The organism is Arthrobacter sp. SAFR-179 (genome assembly GCF_059414945.1).
On the sequence record NZ_JBPFDM010000003.1, the window covers coordinates 128,748 to 143,098 of the forward strand.

Here is a 14,351-nt window from a genome sequence, read left to right on the forward strand (position 1 = left end):
CATGTCCACCGAGGACGGCGGTACATCCCACCGGCAAGGTGCGGTCCCGGCCTCCGTGCGGGCGCAGTTGCTCGCCACGGAACACTGGGGCCTGCTCGCATCGCGCAGCACGGCCCAAGGCGAGGTACTGACCCGGATCAGCATGTTCCTTACCTTCACGTCGGCAAGCCTGGTCAGCGTGGCGCTGGTGGGGCAGGCCACGGGGTTTTCGGATGCCTTTGTCCTGCTGGCCGTGGTGGTCCTGTTCATCGACACGGCGATCGGGCTCCTGACCCAGCTCCGGGTCATGAATGTCGCCTACGAGGACCTCATGTACGTCACCGCAATGAACAGGCTCCGGGCCGCCTACGTGGACCTCGACCCAGGCGTGGCCCCCTACCTCATGGCCGCACACCACGACGACGAGGCCGGCGCCCACCAAACCTATTATTTCTTCGGTGCCAGGGGAAGCCTGAGCCAAGTGGCCGGCAGCAGCATGATCTTCATGACGACGGCGAACGCTGCCTTGATTGCCATCCTTGCAGGCCTGCTGGTGACGCTGGCCGGGGCGGGCACGGCAGTTGCCTTCGTAGCGGGCGCGGTGTGCGGAGCTGGGTTCCTCGCCGTGTCCGTCGTGCGCGGGGGCCGGCGCTACCGCGCTCTGTGGCGCCATTTCACGCCGCTCTCCCCCACTCCACCGGCAGCGGAATAAGCGCCGATTCCGGCCGTGGACCGTCAGTCGATGGCAGCCATCAGTTCAACGACGCGGTCCAGGAAGGCGTCCACCTGGGACTCCTCGTAGCCGTCCCGGCCAACCGCCGGGCGGAAGACTGCGCGGCGTACGCTGTCCACGCTCAACGGCTTGTCCTGCTCAAGGTAAGCGACAAGTTCGTGGCACAGCCGGTCGACGTCGTCCGTGTTGTAGCTGCGGGCCTTCTTGCCCGCAGGCCGGCGGAAGCGGTCTCCATCGGGCCGGTGCAGCCGCCCCCGGAGGATGCCGGAGAGATTTCCGATTTCGCGCAGCCAGGCTTCCTCGCCGTGGGCGGCAATCAGCTCATCCCGCTCGCGGCGGGCGAAGGCGTCCTCGAGCCGGTCCAGTGCAGCGTCCACCACGGCAGCGGAGTAGCCGCCCTTGACGGGGTCGAAGGACACGGCCCTCACATCGGCGCTGTTGACGGGCTCAGTGGCAGCCTGCGGCGTTTCCAGGGAGATCCGCGCCCGCTGCAGGAACTGGTCCACCTGCTTGGCGTTGTACCCGTACTCATTGCGCTGCACGCGCTCAAAGGACGCAGGGATCTGCCGATGAATGTCCAATGCCACTTCGATTCCTTCAATGCTCTTCAGCCGTAGTGCTTCCGCACCAGTCTAGGAGGCCGGGGTTGGTTCAGCCGCCCGGACCCTTTTTGTGTCGGATGCCCGCTTGCGCCGGGCCAAATAAGGTTATGCGCCGGCCACTAGTCCGTACAGGATGAAGGCCACCGGCGAGGCGAACACGATGGAGTCCAGCCTGTCCATGACTCCTCCGTGTCCGGGCAGGATGCTGCTCATGTCCTTGACGCCCAGTTCACGCTTGACCATGGATTCGCCGAGGTCCCCCGCAGTGGCTGCCGCTACGGTGCCCAGTGCCAGCACCACGCCTACCCACCAGGGCTTGTCCAGCACGAAGAGAGCTGCCAGGACGCCGATCAGCATGGCGCCTCCTGCGGACCCCGCGAACCCTTCCCAGGACTTCTTGGGGCTGATCTTCGGCGCCATGGGGTGCTTGCCAATGGAAGCGCCCACCAGGTAGCCGAAGGTGTCGTTGGATACCACCAGCAGCAGCATGACGGCAATCTCCCATGCCCCGATCGGGGCAACGCCGCCGGGCCAAAGCCCCAGCGGCGTAGTGCCGCCGGCATGCAGCGGCAGTGCGGCAAAGCTGATGAAGAACGGTACCCAGCCCAGGGTGAAGACGCCGGCGAAGATGCTGTTGGCCGAGCCCGCGGCACTTTCGATCGATCGCCACAGCAGGACCGCCACGGCGCTGAGCAGCAGCGCAAAGAGCTGGCTCTCGATGCCGCCGAAGTAGGCGGCGAACGGCATGGCCACGGTGCCGGTCATGACCGGCACGATGGGCATCCTGGTTCCGTTGTGCTCCAGCGCCCGGTAGATTTCCCACACGCCGAAAACGGCGAAGGCCGTCACGATTGCCACGAAAGCCAGCGGGAGGAATAGCAGCCCGCCCAGGACGGCCAGCAGCATGGCCAGGCCCACCACGACGGCGGCCGGCAGGTTCCGCCCTGCCTTTGGCGTCGGGTTGCTTTTGGGCTGCTTCCCCCGTGTGCGCGCCCTTGGTGCGGGGGCCTGATCTGCCTGGCCCATCAGACTTCGAGCAGCTCTGCTTCCTTGCGCTTGAGCAGCTCGTCGATGCCGTCCACGTGGGCCTTGGTGAGGCTGTCCAGTTCCTTTTCGGCGCGGGTGCCTTCGTCCTCGCCGGCCTCGCCGTCCTTGACCAGGCGGTCCAGGGCTTCCTTGGCCTTGCGGCGGATGTTGCGGATGGAGATCTTGGCGTCTTCGCCCTTGGTCTTGACGATCTTGACGTATTCCTTGCGGCGTTCCTTGGTCAGTTCCGGAATGGTGATCCGGATGACGTTGCCGTCGTTGGACGGGTTGGCGCCCACCTCGGAGTCGCTGAGCGCGCGTTCGATGTCGCGCATGGCGGTCTTGTCGAACGGGGTGATCAGGATGGTCCGAGCGTCCGGGATGGCGAAGGATGCGAGCTGCTGCAGCGGGGTGGGCGAGCCGTAGTAGTCCACCAGGACCTTGTTGTAGAGACCGGGATTGGCGCGGCCGGTACGGATGGAAGCGAAGTCTTCCTTGGCTACCTCAATCGCCTTGTCCATCTTTTCTTCGGCCTCGAGCAAGGTTTCTTCGATCACGGTCTCTCCTGACGGTTCTGGTGCAGTCCGGGGCGCCGGTTTCCTGCACTCACGTGGTTCTTTGTTGCCGTTTCCGTCCCCGCCGGAAAGGGCGGGAACGGAAGTGTCCTGGATTCATCCTAGCCGCAGCTAGGCGGTGACCAGCGTGCCCAGCTTTTCGCCGAGGATGGCGCGGGTGACGTTGCCTTCACCCTCCATGCCAAAGACCACCATGGAAAGGTTGTTGTCCTTGCACATGGTCATGGCCGTCTGGTCCATGACGCGGATGTCGCGGCGCAGCGCGTCGTCGTAGCTGAGGGTTTCCAGGCGTTCCGCGGTGGGGTCCTTCTTGGGGTCTGCGGTGTAGACGGCGTCCACCCCGCTCTTGGCCATGAGGACCACGTCGGCGTGGACTTCAAGGGCCCGCTGGGCTGCCACGGTGTCGGTGGAGAAGTAGGGCAGCCCCGCACCGGCGCCGAAAATGACCACGCGGCCCTTTTCCATGTGGCGGATGGCGCGGCGCGGGATGTAGGCCTCGGCCACCTGTCCCATGGTGATGGCGCTTTGGACGCGGGTTTCCACGCCTGCCTGCTCCAGGAAGTCCTGCAGTGCCAGGCAGTTCATGACCGTTCCCAGCATGCCCATGTAGTCGGCGCGGGAGCGGTCCATGCCGCTCTGGGAGAGTTCAGCGCCGCGGAAGAAGTTTCCGCCGCCTACCACGATGGCCACTTCCACCTGCGGGACGGCCGCGGCGATCTGCTTGGCGACGTCGCGGACGGTCTCGGGGTCGACACCCAGTTTCCCGCCGCCGAAGACCTCGCCGGAGAGCTTCAGGAGGACCCGCCGCTTGTTCTTCTCGGAATGGATGACAGTGTTGACGGCTTCCATGATGCCTTCCGGTTGGTGACTCAGAAAAAAGGGTATCCTGCCGGATCCGTTGGTCGGAACCGGCCGCGCTCCATGTGGACTGTGCGCATGCAAAAGGGGCGGCCACCGAAGTGGCCACCCCCTTGCAGAATCGACTAGGAGCCGACGCGGAATCGCGTGAACGCGGTTCCCTTGACACCGGCCTCTTCGAGGACCTGTGCCACGGACTTCTTGGCGTCCTTTGCGAATGCCTGGTCAACCAGGACCTCGCCCTTGTAGAAGCCCGTCACGCGGCCTTCCACAATCTTGGTGAGGGCAGCTTCGGGCTTGCCTTCGGCCTTGGCGGTCTCTTCCGCGATGCGGCGCTCGGACTCGACGAGCTCAGCGGGAACGTCCTCGCGGGTGAGGTAGTTCGGAGCCATGGCGGCGATGTGGACGGCGACGTCGTGGGCGGCGGTGGCAGCGGCTTCGCCTTCACCGTCGACAGCGAACAGCACGCCAACCTGGGCCGGGAGGTCCTTGGAGGTCTTGTGCAGGTAAGCGTCGACCGTTGCGCCCTCGATGCGGGAGATGCGGCGGACAACAACCTTCTCGCCCAGGACGGCGCCCTCTTCGATGACGACCTCGGACAGCGGCTTGCCGTCGACGTCGGTGGCGAGCAGGGTTTCGAGGTCGGCAGCGCCGGACTCGACGGCAACGGCCAGGACCTTGTCGGCCAGCTGGATGAACTTGTCAGCCTTGGCAACGAAGTCGGTCTCGCAGTTGACCTCGATCATGACGCCGACGCCGTTGCTGACCTTGGCGGCCACGAGGCCTTCAGCGGTGGAACGGCCTTCACGCTTGGTAGCGCCCTTGAGGCCCTTGATGCGGATGATCTCGATGGCCTTCTCGGCGTCACCGTTGGCTTCGTCAAGAGCCTTCTTGACATCCATCATGCCGGCGCCGGTGCGCTCGCGCAGGGCCTTGATGTCCGCGGCAGTGTAGTTCGCCATGTGAACCCCTCTGTCTAGAAAATGTGTGGTGGTGTACGGACCGACAGGATGGCGGCCCACGGCGTGGGCTGCCATCCTGTCAGCAGTTCCGGCTGCTGACAGCGCGGAAAATCCGGATTGAAGTGTGTTACTTGGCGTCTTCGGCGGGAGCCTCGGCGGCGGCCGGAGCTTCGGCTTCTTCAGCGGGAGCAGCGGGGGCTGCAGCAGCTTCCTCGGCCTTGCTGCCTTCGAGGAGCTCGCGCTCCCACTCGGCCAGCGGCTCTTCCGGAGCTTCGGTGGCGCCCGTGCCGCGGTTGTTGCGGGCGATCAGGCCCTCGGCAACGGCGTCGGCGACAACGCGGGTCAGGAGGTTCACGGAGCGGATGGCGTCGTCGTTGCCCGGGATCGGGAAGTCAACTTCGTCCGGATCGCAGTTGGTGTCCAGGATGGCCACAACCGGGATGTTCAGCTTCTTGGCCTCGTCAACGGCGAGGTGTTCCTTCTTGGTGTCAACGACCCAGAGCAGGGACGGAGCCTTGGTCAGGTTGCGGATACCGCCGAGGTTGGACTCCAGCTTGGTGAGCTCGCGCTTGAGGAGCAGGAGCTCCTTCTTGGTGTAGGCGGAGCCGGCGACGTCGTCGAAGTCGATCTCTTCGAGTTCCTTCATGCGCTGGATGCGCTTGGCGACCGTCTGGAAGTTGGTCAGCATACCGCCGAGCCAACGCTGGTTGACGTAGGGCTGGCCCACGCGGGTTGCCTGCTCGGCAATTGCTTCCTGGGCCTGCTTCTTGGTGCCGACGAAGAGCACGGTGCCGCCGTGGGCAACAGTGGCCTTGACGAACTCGTAGGCACGGTCGATGTAGGACAGCGACTGCTGAAGGTCGATGATGTAGATGCCGTTGCGCTCGGTGAAGATGAAGCGCTTCATCTTCGGGTTCCAACGGCGGGTCTGGTGTCCAAAGTGGACGCCGCTGTCAAGCAGCTGGCGCATGGTTACGACGGGCATTCCGGCGCTCCTTATTTTTCCGGCAGGTCATTCATGAGAAAACCCGGAGGCTTCTTACCCTGCCAATAGTTGACGGTTGATCAGCGTGGCCCGGACGGGCCGTGCTCCTGGCATCCACCGCACTTCCCATCAGGATCGAAGCCTGACCGAAGGAAGCGCGATCCTCCATTGACGGCGCCGGGGCGTCGCCTGCCGGAGGGCTGGATGCGCGTAGTCAGCCGCTGCTCCCCCACACTCCTGAATGAGATGTGCCGACGCAATCCGGACAGGGGCATCTGCCGCGGGGGCAAACCACTGGGACGGGAAACGTTGAGGGCGCAGCAAACTGCTCCATCAAGTGTACTACAGGCGTCCCCGCCCGCCGGACACTGCTGCGGCCGCGGGCCGGCCCTTCACGGTTGTCCACATAGGCGCAACCGGCCCTGCCGGTACCGTACCCAGTCCGGCAGGCTGATGGCATGAAACCACCAGTTCTCCTGGCCGCGCTCCTGCTGCTGCCCACATCCGTGGCCTCCGCCGGGCCGGCCGCCCGGTACAGCGCTGCCACACACAGCGCCATCCCGCACAGCGCCGGCACAAACAGCGCCGTCCCTCAGAGAAACAGTGCGACGACGGCTGCCGCAGCGGGTGCAGCGCCTTCCTGGCAGTGGCCACTGGCGCCGCGCCCACCGGTGCTGCGCGGCTTCGATCCGCCGCCAAAGCCGTGGCTCAGCGGGCACCGCGGCGTAGATCTGGGCCTTGGCACAGCCGGAACCCCCGTGATGTCACCCGCGGCGGGAACGGTGAGTTTCGCGGGTGTCGTGGTGGACAGGCCCGTGATCACCATCGACCATGGCGGCGGGCTGCGCAGCAGCTTCGAACCTGTGGACAGCACCTTGGCGGTGGGCGAAGCTGTTGCTGCAGGCCAGGTGGTCGGGACCGTGCTGCCGGGACACTGCCCGGCAGTACAGTGCCTGCACTGGGGAGTCCGGGACGGAGAGGAATACGTCAATCCTCTTCAGTTTGTCCTGGACCTTCGCCCATCCGTCCTGCTTCCGCTGCCCGGCTCGCCGTAGGCGATGGGCAGCGGACACAACCGGTCCACCGCGACATGGTCCCAGCGCGCTGCATGCGGGCCTGCCGCAGCCACGCGGCGGTCGGTGGCAGCTGGACGCTGGACGCTGGACGCTGTCAGCTAGATGATGGCGGAGATGCCCGTGATGGCCCGGCCTGTCACCAGGGTGTTGATTTCGGCCGTGCCCTCGTATGAGTAGATGGCCTCGGCGTCGGCGAAGATCTTGGCCATCTCGAAGTCGGTCACGATTCCGTTGCCGCCAAGAATGTTGCGGCCCAGCGCCACGCTGTCCCGCATGCGCGCCGTGGCGTAGGCCTTGGCAAGCGCGGACTGCTCGTCTTTGGCCGCACCCTCGTCCTCCAGCTGGGACAGCCGGACCATCATTCCCATCGAGCTGACGGTGTTTCCCAGGATGCGGACCAGCTGGTCCTGGATGAGCTGGAAGGAGGCCAGGGGCCGGCCGAACTGGTGGCGCTCCACGGCATAGCGGCGGGCAACGTCGAATGCGGCAAGCTGGAGCCCGACGGCCTGCCAGGCGACAGCCAGCCGGGTTACCTTGAGGACTTTGTTGACTTCGCGGAAGCTGTTGGCGTTGGCCAGCTTGAAGTGCTCCGGGACCACCACGTCCGTCAGGACAATGTCGGCATTCTGGACGGTGCGCAGCGAGATCTTGTTCTCGATCTTTGTGGCGCTGAACCCGTCGAGCGTGGTGTCCACCATGAAGCCCTTGACCTGGTTGTCGGCCAGGTCCCGGGCATACACCACCACCCAGTCCGAGAAGGTGGCGTTGCCGATCCACCGTTTTGCGCCGTTGAGGATCCAGTTGCCGCCGTCTTTCCGCGCCGTGGTGCGCGTTCCGCCGGCAACGTCGCTGCCACCCAGCGGTTCAGTCAGGCCGAAGGCGCCGATCTTCTTCAGTGAGTAGATGTCGGGAAGCCATTCGTCCTTCTGCTCCTGGGAGGCCAGCAACTCGATGGATCCGGTGAACAGGCCGTCGTGGACGCCCAGGAAGGTGGCGATGGAGGCATCGGCACGCGTGAGCTCGGCGTGCAACATGCCCGCGAAGAGGTTGGAGTACCCCTGGCGGCGGACCGGGCTGGCGAGGTCCAGGCCGGCAAGCTTCGGCACCAGGTCCGCGGGGAACTCGCCGCGGTTCCAGCAGTCCACCGCGATGGGCTTGACCTCGCGCGCCAGGAAGTCGCGGACTTCAGCGAGCCGGTCCTGTTCCTTCCCGGAGAGGAGCTGCTCGAAGGCGAAGAAGTCCCCGTTGGCGTAGGGAAGTTCGTGGGGATCGGCTGCGGAGGTGGCCATGGGTACCTTCTTTGATGATCAGCGCTGACCATGCCGCGGAGCGGAGCACGGTATGTTACTGACCAGTAACATACCGCAGGGGGCGGGTTTAACCAAGAAAACCGCGGCCAACGAAAGATTGTTGGCCGCGGTTCCGGATTGGCGGTAGGGCTACTCGGACTTGAACCGAGGACCTTAGGATTATGAGTCCCGCGCTCTAACCAGCTGAGCTATAGCCCCAAACCCCGTGGGCACGTGGCCAAACAGGCACGTTCCGGCAGGGCAGAAACACTCTAGCAAACCCGGGAAAGGGTTCAGACCACTTTGTCCTCATAGGTGGCGCCGCGGTACAGGTCCTCGAAGGTCTGGAGTGTCCCCTGGATGCTGTGCGGCTCCACCATCTGGCGGCTGGCCCGGCCCATGGCCCGCTGTTGCTCCTTGGGCAGTTCCAGGACCTGGGTGATCTTCTTGGCAAGGTCGTCGCTGTCGTTGGGCGTGAACAGGTAGCCGTTCCCGCCGTCGCGCACCAGGTGCGGCAGGGCCATGGCGTCGGCAAGGACCACCGGGGTGGAGGCGGACATGGCTTCGAGCGTCACCAGCGACTGAAGTTCGGCCGTTCCGGGCATGCAGAACAGGTCCGCCCGGATGTAGGCCCTCCGCAGTTCCTCGTCACTGGCAAGGCCAAGGAACTTCACGCGGCTTCCCAGCCCAAGCCGGCGCACCAGGTCCTCCAGGCCGGTGCGCACTTCGCCGCCGCCCACGATCTCCAGGTGCACGTTCAATTCCGGCGGTGTCTTGCTGATGGCCTTGATGAGTACGTCAACATGCTTTTCCTCGGCCAGGCGTCCGGCGAACAGCACAGTGGGGTTTTCATGCGGCTCGATGTGCTCGCCGGGCTGGAGTTCGTAGGCTGTGGAGTCGATGCCGTTGGACAGCGGCAGGACTTTGCGCAGGAAGGCGTGCTCGTGCATCGCCTTGGCGGCCAGCGGCGTGGGCGTGGTGACGACATCGGCCTGGCCCATGACCTTGCCCATGTCCTTCCAGGAAACACGCCCGATGATGTCCTTGAACCACTGCGGGAACGGCAGGAAGGGGTTGAGGTTTTCGGGCATGAAGTGGTTGGTGGCCACCACCCGGATGCCACGTTTCACAGCTTCGTAGAGTACGTGCTCGCCGATCATGTAATGGCTTTGGATGTGCACCACGTCCGGCTTCACGCGCTCGAAGAGCAGGGTGATTTCTTTCTTGATTTCCCAGGGGAAGCAGAGACGGAAGGTCTCGTGGGTGAACGCCTTGTGCGAGCGGAGCCGGTGCACGGTTGCTTCCTCGCGGAACTCGGTGAAGCTCTTCCCCTTGCTGTCGCGGGACGCCAGGACATGGACGTTGTGCCCGCGGGCGGTCATTCCCTTGGCCAGGCGGTATCCGAACTGGGCGGCGCCGTTGACGTCCGGCGGGTAGGTGTCCGCCGCGATCAGGATGGTCAGGGGATGCTGGTCGGCTGGCGTGGTCATGTGGAGTACTCCTGATGGTCACGGTGCGGACAGCGTGGAACTGGCAGCACGGTTGGCCGCTGGCGCAGGCGCCGGGCTTCGCGGGATAGCTGGTCTGTGCGGGAAATGGGCTAGTGGGACGGCCTGCCGGCGGCCTTCCGCGCGTCCTTCTTGCGCTTGATGACCTCCGGATGGTGCCGGGAAAGGGCGATAACCCCAACGATAGCAAGGCAGGCCGCCGTTCCCATCGCAATAGCCATGACGGCCGGGACATCGGGGCGCAGTTCACCCAGGATGATGATGCCGATGGCAATGCCCACCATGGGATCGATGACCGTGAGTCCGGCAATCACCAGGTCCGGAGGGCCGGTGGAGTAGGCGCTCTGGACGAACCAGGACCCCAGGCCGCCCGCCGCGATGATGGCCACCACTGAGTACCACTGCACGTTGAGCAGGAACAGGCCGTTGGGGTCCAGGAGGTGCTTGCCGATAATCCTGGTGAGCACCGCGACGAAGCCGAACAGGATGCCGGCGCCGAGGATGTAGACGAACGCATTCATGCGGTGCTTGAACATCACTGCCAGCGTGCCGAACAGGCCAACCGCCAGGGCGAGCAGCAGCACGATGGTCAACTCGTCCGCCAAGCTGACATGGTGGCTCTCCTGGGTGACGTTGACCGCGAGGAGGACAAAGAGTGCCGAGCCGGTGACGCAGGCGCCGATGGACACCGCGGTGGCGCGGTTGATGGTCAGGTCCTGGTCCCGGGCGTTGACCACCGTTGTGATCACCAGGGCGATGGCGCCGATGGGCTGGACCACCGTGAGCGGGGCGGAGACCAGGGCCACGGCGTTCATGGCCATCCCGACGCACAGCAGCAGGAGCCCGAACATCCACCGGGGATTGCGCAGGAGGCGCAGGAATCCGTTGGAACTCAGGGCAAGGCCTCCGGTGTCGGCTTTGACGGCACTGCCCTGGCGCTGGGCACCCAAGGCCAGGCAGAAGGCGCCAAGCACCGCCAGGCCGACGGCAACCCAAACCATCAGCCCTTCCCGCCGTCGTGCTGTTTCAGTTCCCTGCCCTTTCGCAGGATGGCCCAGAAGTAGTTGTACGCGGCGACCCAGTGGCCAACGAGGCCCAGCCCCAGCACCACCCAGGCGGCGACGAAGAGTTGGCCGGCATAGCCGGTGTCCAGGCGGGAGAGGACCAGCAGCGGAGTGCCCAGGAGGAGCAGCCCGGTCCGGACCTTGCCCACCACGCTGACCGGAAGATCCGGATGCCCGCGGAAGAAGGAAAGCGTGAGGACCAGCAGGACGGCGTCGGGGACCACCAGGGCGGCCAGGTACAGCCAATGCACGACGCCGGCGATCACCAGGGTGAAGGCCACGGCCAGCAGCGCCAGCCGGTCGGCGATCGGGTCAAGGACCCTGCCGAGTTTTGAGGCTTGGTCGAACCGGCGCGCGATGTAGCCATCGATCCAGTCCGTACCGGCCATGACGGCCAGAACTATTACGCCCGCCCCATACTCCTTCTGGACCAGGACGAGCCACATGAAGAGCGGGACACCCATGAACCGCACAACGGTGAGCAGGTTGGGGATGGTGAAGACGACGTCGTGGTCCACCTGCGGACGGCCGGGGCGGGCACCTGCACCAATAAACTTCACCCGTCCCCTCTCCTTCCTGCGCCGGCTCGCGGTCTTTCGGTTATGAGTCGCCCATTGGAACGTTGTGTATTGAACTGGACTAGCTGGAGCGGAGCAGCTTTCGGAGGAGGACCACCAGGACGGTTCCAGCCGCCACGAAAGCCGTCAGCGGCTTCCACCGCCTGGACAGGTCGGTGGATCCCGAGAACGCCGCAAGCCTTTGCCCCGCCGCATCCACGCCGCGCTGCGCCAGCACCTGGGTCTCGCGGGCTTTGACCTGTGCGGCGGCCAGCACGTAACGGGTCTGGGTCTTGAGGTCCAGCTCCGTGCCGAGTTCGTCGCGGACCTCGGTCAGGTGGTGGCGCCGCTGGCTCAGCCGGTGCACCAGCTCGGGCTCGGAGGCGTGCGGGAATTCCTTGTCGTGCTCGGCAGCCTTCGCTGCCTTCTCCGCCTTGGCCTTGGCCGCTGCTTCGGCCTTGGCGGCCTTCGCAGCCTTCGCCTCGGGGCTCTGCGGGTCCAGGACAGCCGGGTTGAAGGCGGACCCTTCCCGGGCAACGCCGATGTCGTGCCTGATGCCGCGGATGGTTTCCTCCGGCATCAGCGGCATGGCCTTCTTGAACCGGGCGAGCCCAACCAGTCCGCCGATAAGGGCTATCAGCAGGAAAGCGGCGGATACCAGGAGGGCCGCCAACCAGGCAGGCATGATGGTGGCCAGTCCCATGATGGCTGCGACGATCAGGCCCACCACCAGGAACGCAAGGAAGAGCAGCGCCACGGCGAAGAATGCCGCGGCCACGCCTACCTGGATTCCCTTGCGCTTGAGTTCGATCTTGGCGAACGCGATCTCGTCATTGAGCTGGCGGGGTGCCAACCGGAAAAGGAGCCTTGCCGTCCCGGGCAGCGCAGTGATACGCAATCCCGGGCTGGTGCGCCCGCTGTGACGTCCGCTCATCGGTTCCGCCTTACTGGTCTCATGGGTCGATACTGCTTCCGTTTACTGCGGATATGTGCAGCCGCACAGTCCACGCCACCAAAACTACCATTCACGTTCAGGGCGAACTTGGGGGCTTGCCGGACGGCGCGGCCTACAACGCTGCAAAAACAGTCCTGGCCGGGCCTAGGATTGTTCTCCGTGACCAATCCCCCCAATCCGGGCGACCTGCTGAGCCGCCGCCGGAAGCTCCTGTACATCCTCCTCCTGGGCGCCCTCACGGCCCTCGGCCCGTTCACCATCGACCTGTACCTGCCTGCCTTTCCCGCGCTGGAGGCAAGCCTGGGGGTGACCGAGGCACAGGTACAGCTCACCCTGGCCGGCACCACGGTCGGTTTTGCGTTCGGGCAGCTGGTGGTGGGTCCCTTCAGCGACAGGTTCGGGCGGCGGACCCCGCTGATCCTGGCCACGGCACTGCACATCGCCGCGTCCCTTGGCGCCGCCCTGTCCACGGACATCACCACCCTGGGGATCTTCCGTGTGCTGATGGGAGTGGGCGCGGCCGGCGGCGGCGTGGTGGCCATGGCCATGGTGCGCGACCTGTTCTCCGGTTATGCCATGGTGCGGATGTTCTCCCGCATGTCCCTGGTCAACGGGCTGGCACCGATCCTGGCCCCCGTCATCGGTTCGCAGCTGCTCCTGGTGATGCCGTGGCCGGGCATCTTCGTGTTCCTGGCCGCCTACGGGACGTTGGTGATCGTGGCGGCGCTGCTGCTGGTGCGCGAGACCCTTCCGCCGGAGAAGCGGGGCCAGAGCGGCATGACGGCGCGGCAGCGCTACAAGGCCCTCTTCAGCGACCGGATCTTCGTGGGGCTGCTGATGGTGGCCGGCTTCAATTTCGGCGGCCTCTTCACCTACCTCTCCGCCTCGCCCTTCCTTTTCCAGGACGTGTTTGGATTCTCGGCCCAGCAGTACGGCCTGCTGTTCGGCATCAACTCCCTGGGCATCGTGGCCGGCGTGCAGACCAGTGCGCGGCTGATCAGGATCGTGCCGCCGCAGTGGATCCTGGCCGGCGCCACCGCCTGGATGTTCCTGATGGCCCTGCTGATCGTGGTGTTCGACCGCGGGGGCCTGGGGCTGTGGGGCGTCATGGTCCCGCTGTGGTTTTACATCATGGGTACGGGCTTCATGTTCCCTTGCGTGCAGGTGCTGGCGCTGGCAGGCCATGCAGCACAGGCCGGCACGGCGGCATCGCTGCTGGGTGCCGCCACGTTCCTGATGGCCGGGCTCATCTCCCCCGTGGTGGGCTGGGTGGGCATTACCAGCGCCGCGCCGATGGGTGCGGTGCAGGCAGCATGCATCCTGCTGGCCATTGCCGCGCTGTGGCTGGTGGTGCGGCCGCGCACGGTTCCGTCAATCCACTGAAGCCGGACTTTCCTTGAAAGGCAGCCCATGAGCCGCAAACCGCACCGCAACGGAAGGGGACTTTTCCTCGGGGCGGTGCTTGGCGCCGTCGTCGGCTATTTTGCCGGGCGCGCCCTGGGCAACCCCGCCATGGGCATCGTCCTGGGGCTGCTGGCGGGCGCAGCCCTCCTGTACAGGGTGAATCCCGGCCCAAGGAGGCCCGGACCGGGGAACGGCGGGCCCCGGAAGCGCCGCTGATTGTTTTGCCTCGCCGGGGCGGCTTTCCCTGCCCTGCGGCTGCCTGCGGGGATAAAATAATCCCGTGCCCAACTGGCAGAACCAACCGCCACTTCCGGCCACCTGGCAACGGTGCGACGCCCGGATCCTGCCACTGTGGTGGGAGCGGCTGTGCGCGCAGGCCGGACAGCCGTCGGCGGCGCTGTACGCGGCCGGGCTGTTCACCGAAGACCGGCGCAGGCCCATTGCCCAATGGTTCAACCCCGCCTTCAATGCAGCCCTGCTGGTAGCGCCGGAGACCTCGCCCGAATGGCCTGTGCAGCGCTTCGGGATCTTCTACGCCCCGCCGGACGCAGGCTTTGTGCGGATCCACTCCGCGCCGCATGAATGGAGCCCGCGTGAACCCCGGAAGTCGCCCACCGAGAAGGAGGCGTTCGAGGCAGCGATCGCCGAGGCCGAAAGGTTCCTGCAAGTGGAGATGGACTTCGTCTAGACCGGTCCCCGCCGACTCCGCTTCCCGCCCCGCGGAAAGCAAAAATCCCCGTTCCTCCAGGTGGAGGAACGGGGATTTTTCGTAGCGCTC

General features: G+C 65.6%; 16 protein-coding genes and 1 tRNA gene. 5 read left to right on the forward strand and 12 right to left on the reverse strand.

What is annotated here, in order from left to right:
* Position 1: 1 nt before the first annotated feature.
* Positions 2-691 (forward strand): hypothetical protein, encoded by a 690-nt coding sequence (locus tag ACR65K_RS07535; protein ID WP_440152047.1) that lies wholly within the window; start codon positions 2-4, stop codon positions 689-691.
* A 23-nt stretch (positions 692-714) separates the two neighbouring features.
* On the opposite strand, the gene ACR65K_RS07540 is transcribed toward ACR65K_RS07535, so the two are convergent.
* The 6 genes from ACR65K_RS07540 to rpsB all read right to left on the reverse strand — a co-directional run bounded on the left by ACR65K_RS07540 (position 715) and on the right by rpsB (position 5,720).
* Positions 715-1,299, reverse strand: coding sequence for a DivIVA domain-containing protein (locus tag ACR65K_RS07540; protein ID WP_440152049.1), 585 nt, complete (start codon positions 1,297-1,299; stop codon positions 715-717).
* A 120-nt stretch (positions 1,300-1,419) separates the two neighbouring features.
* On the reverse strand, positions 1,420-2,340 hold the full coding sequence (locus ACR65K_RS07545; RefSeq protein ID WP_440152051.1) for a phosphatidate cytidylyltransferase: 921 nt from the start codon (positions 2,338-2,340) through the stop codon (positions 1,420-1,422).
* Positions 2,340-2,897 (reverse strand): ribosome recycling factor, encoded by a 558-nt coding sequence (gene frr / locus ACR65K_RS07550; protein ID WP_440152053.1) that lies wholly within the window; start codon positions 2,895-2,897, stop codon positions 2,340-2,342. Before frr ends, ACR65K_RS07545 begins: the two co-directional genes overlap by 1 nt.
* A gap of 129 nt (positions 2,898-3,026) precedes the next feature.
* Positions 3,027-3,764, reverse strand: coding sequence for a UMP kinase (gene pyrH, locus ACR65K_RS07555; RefSeq protein ID WP_018771653.1), 738 nt, complete (start codon positions 3,762-3,764; stop codon positions 3,027-3,029).
* 134 nt (positions 3,765-3,898) lie between these two features.
* On the reverse strand, positions 3,899-4,735 hold the full coding sequence (gene tsf, locus ACR65K_RS07560) for a translation elongation factor Ts (protein WP_056338545.1): 837 nt from the start codon (positions 4,733-4,735) through the stop codon (positions 3,899-3,901).
* Positions 4,736-4,862: 127 nt separating this feature from the next.
* Positions 4,863-5,720: a 30S ribosomal protein S2 gene (gene rpsB, locus ACR65K_RS07565; RefSeq protein WP_018771651.1), complete on the reverse strand. Its 858-nt coding sequence runs from the start codon at positions 5,718-5,720 to the stop codon at positions 4,863-4,865.
* 458 nt (positions 5,721-6,178) lie between these two features.
* Between rpsB and ACR65K_RS07570 the strand changes: the two genes are divergently transcribed.
* Positions 6,179-6,775, forward strand: coding sequence for a M23 family metallopeptidase (locus ACR65K_RS07570; protein ID WP_440152055.1), 597 nt, complete (start codon positions 6,179-6,181; stop codon positions 6,773-6,775).
* A gap of 119 nt (positions 6,776-6,894) precedes the next feature.
* Here the strand turns inward: ACR65K_RS07570 and ACR65K_RS07575 are convergent, their stop codons facing one another.
* From ACR65K_RS07575 to ACR65K_RS07600, 6 genes are all read right to left on the reverse strand, one after another.
* Positions 6,895-8,085 carry an acyl-CoA dehydrogenase family protein gene (locus ACR65K_RS07575; RefSeq protein WP_440152056.1) on the reverse strand — a complete coding sequence of 397 codons (1,191 nt, stop codon included), beginning with the start codon at positions 8,083-8,085 and terminating at the stop codon, positions 6,895-6,897.
* A 145-nt stretch (positions 8,086-8,230) separates the two neighbouring features.
* Positions 8,231-8,304: transfer RNA gene (locus tag ACR65K_RS07580), tRNA-Ile, on the reverse strand.
* 74 nt (positions 8,305-8,378) lie between these two features.
* Complete coding sequence (locus tag ACR65K_RS07585) at positions 8,379-9,575, reverse strand: glycosyltransferase (RefSeq protein ID WP_056338554.1); 1,197 nt, start codon at positions 9,573-9,575, stop codon at positions 8,379-8,381.
* A gap of 110 nt (positions 9,576-9,685) precedes the next feature.
* Positions 9,686-10,594: a DMT family transporter gene (locus tag ACR65K_RS07590; protein ID WP_056338557.1), complete on the reverse strand. Its 909-nt coding sequence runs from the start codon at positions 10,592-10,594 to the stop codon at positions 9,686-9,688.
* The gene (locus tag ACR65K_RS07595; protein ID WP_056338561.1) at positions 10,594-11,217 is read right to left on the reverse strand and encodes a CDP-alcohol phosphatidyltransferase family protein; all 624 of its coding nucleotides are present in this window, start codon (positions 11,215-11,217) and stop codon (positions 10,594-10,596) included. The genes ACR65K_RS07590 and ACR65K_RS07595 overlap by 1 nt, the downstream gene beginning before the upstream one ends.
* 79 nt (positions 11,218-11,296) lie before the next feature.
* On the reverse strand, positions 11,297-12,148 hold the full coding sequence (locus ACR65K_RS07600) for a phage holin family protein (RefSeq protein WP_440152057.1): 852 nt from the start codon (positions 12,146-12,148) through the stop codon (positions 11,297-11,299).
* Positions 12,149-12,328: 180 nt separating this feature from the next.
* Here ACR65K_RS07600 and ACR65K_RS07605 point away from each other — a divergent pair, with 180 nt between their 5' ends.
* The 3 genes from ACR65K_RS07605 (at position 12,329) to ACR65K_RS07615 (ending at position 14,261) form a co-directional block, all read left to right on the forward strand.
* Positions 12,329-13,552, forward strand: a complete 1,224-nt coding sequence (locus tag ACR65K_RS07605; protein WP_440152058.1) for a multidrug effflux MFS transporter — start codon at positions 12,329-12,331, stop codon at positions 13,550-13,552.
* 27 nt (positions 13,553-13,579) lie between these two features.
* On the forward strand, positions 13,580-13,789 hold the full coding sequence (locus ACR65K_RS07610) for a hypothetical protein (protein WP_056338570.1): 210 nt from the start codon (positions 13,580-13,582) through the stop codon (positions 13,787-13,789).
* Positions 13,790-13,853: 64 nt separating this feature from the next.
* The gene (locus tag ACR65K_RS07615) at positions 13,854-14,261 is read left to right on the forward strand and encodes a hypothetical protein (protein WP_440152060.1); all 408 of its coding nucleotides are present in this window, start codon (positions 13,854-13,856) and stop codon (positions 14,259-14,261) included.
* Positions 14,262-14,351 lie beyond the last annotated feature (90 nt).

Bases quoted from the DNA above. Each gene is read 5' to 3' on its own strand.
- ACR65K_RS07535 (WP_440152047.1), top strand. From the start codon at position 2: ATGTCCACCGAGGACGGCGGTACATCCCACCGGCAAGGTGCGGTCCCG.
- ACR65K_RS07545 (WP_440152051.1), bottom strand. From the start codon at position 2,340: ATGGGCCAGGCAGATCAGGCCCCCGCACCAAGGGCGCGCACACGGGGG.
- pyrH (WP_018771653.1), bottom strand. From the start codon at position 3,764: ATGGAAGCCGTCAACACTGTCATCCATTCCGAGAAGAACAAGCGGCGG.
- tsf (WP_056338545.1), bottom strand. From the start codon at position 4,735: ATGGCGAACTACACTGCCGCGGACATCAAGGCCCTGCGCGAGCGCACC.
- rpsB (WP_018771651.1), bottom strand. From the start codon at position 5,720: ATGCCCGTCGTAACCATGCGCCAGCTGCTTGACAGCGGCGTCCACTTT.
- ACR65K_RS07570 (WP_440152055.1), top strand. From the start codon at position 6,179: ATGAAACCACCAGTTCTCCTGGCCGCGCTCCTGCTGCTGCCCACATCC.
- ACR65K_RS07575 (WP_440152056.1), bottom strand. From the start codon at position 8,085: ATGGCCACCTCCGCAGCCGATCCCCACGAACTTCCCTACGCCAACGGG.
- ACR65K_RS07585 (WP_056338554.1), bottom strand. From the start codon at position 9,575: ATGACCACGCCAGCCGACCAGCATCCCCTGACCATCCTGATCGCGGCG.
- ACR65K_RS07590 (WP_056338557.1), bottom strand. From the start codon at position 10,594: ATGGTTTGGGTTGCCGTCGGCCTGGCGGTGCTTGGCGCCTTCTGCCTG.
- ACR65K_RS07600 (WP_440152057.1), bottom strand. From the start codon at position 12,148: ATGAGCGGACGTCACAGCGGGCGCACCAGCCCGGGATTGCGTATCACT.
- ACR65K_RS07610 (WP_056338570.1), top strand. From the start codon at position 13,580: ATGAGCCGCAAACCGCACCGCAACGGAAGGGGACTTTTCCTCGGGGCG.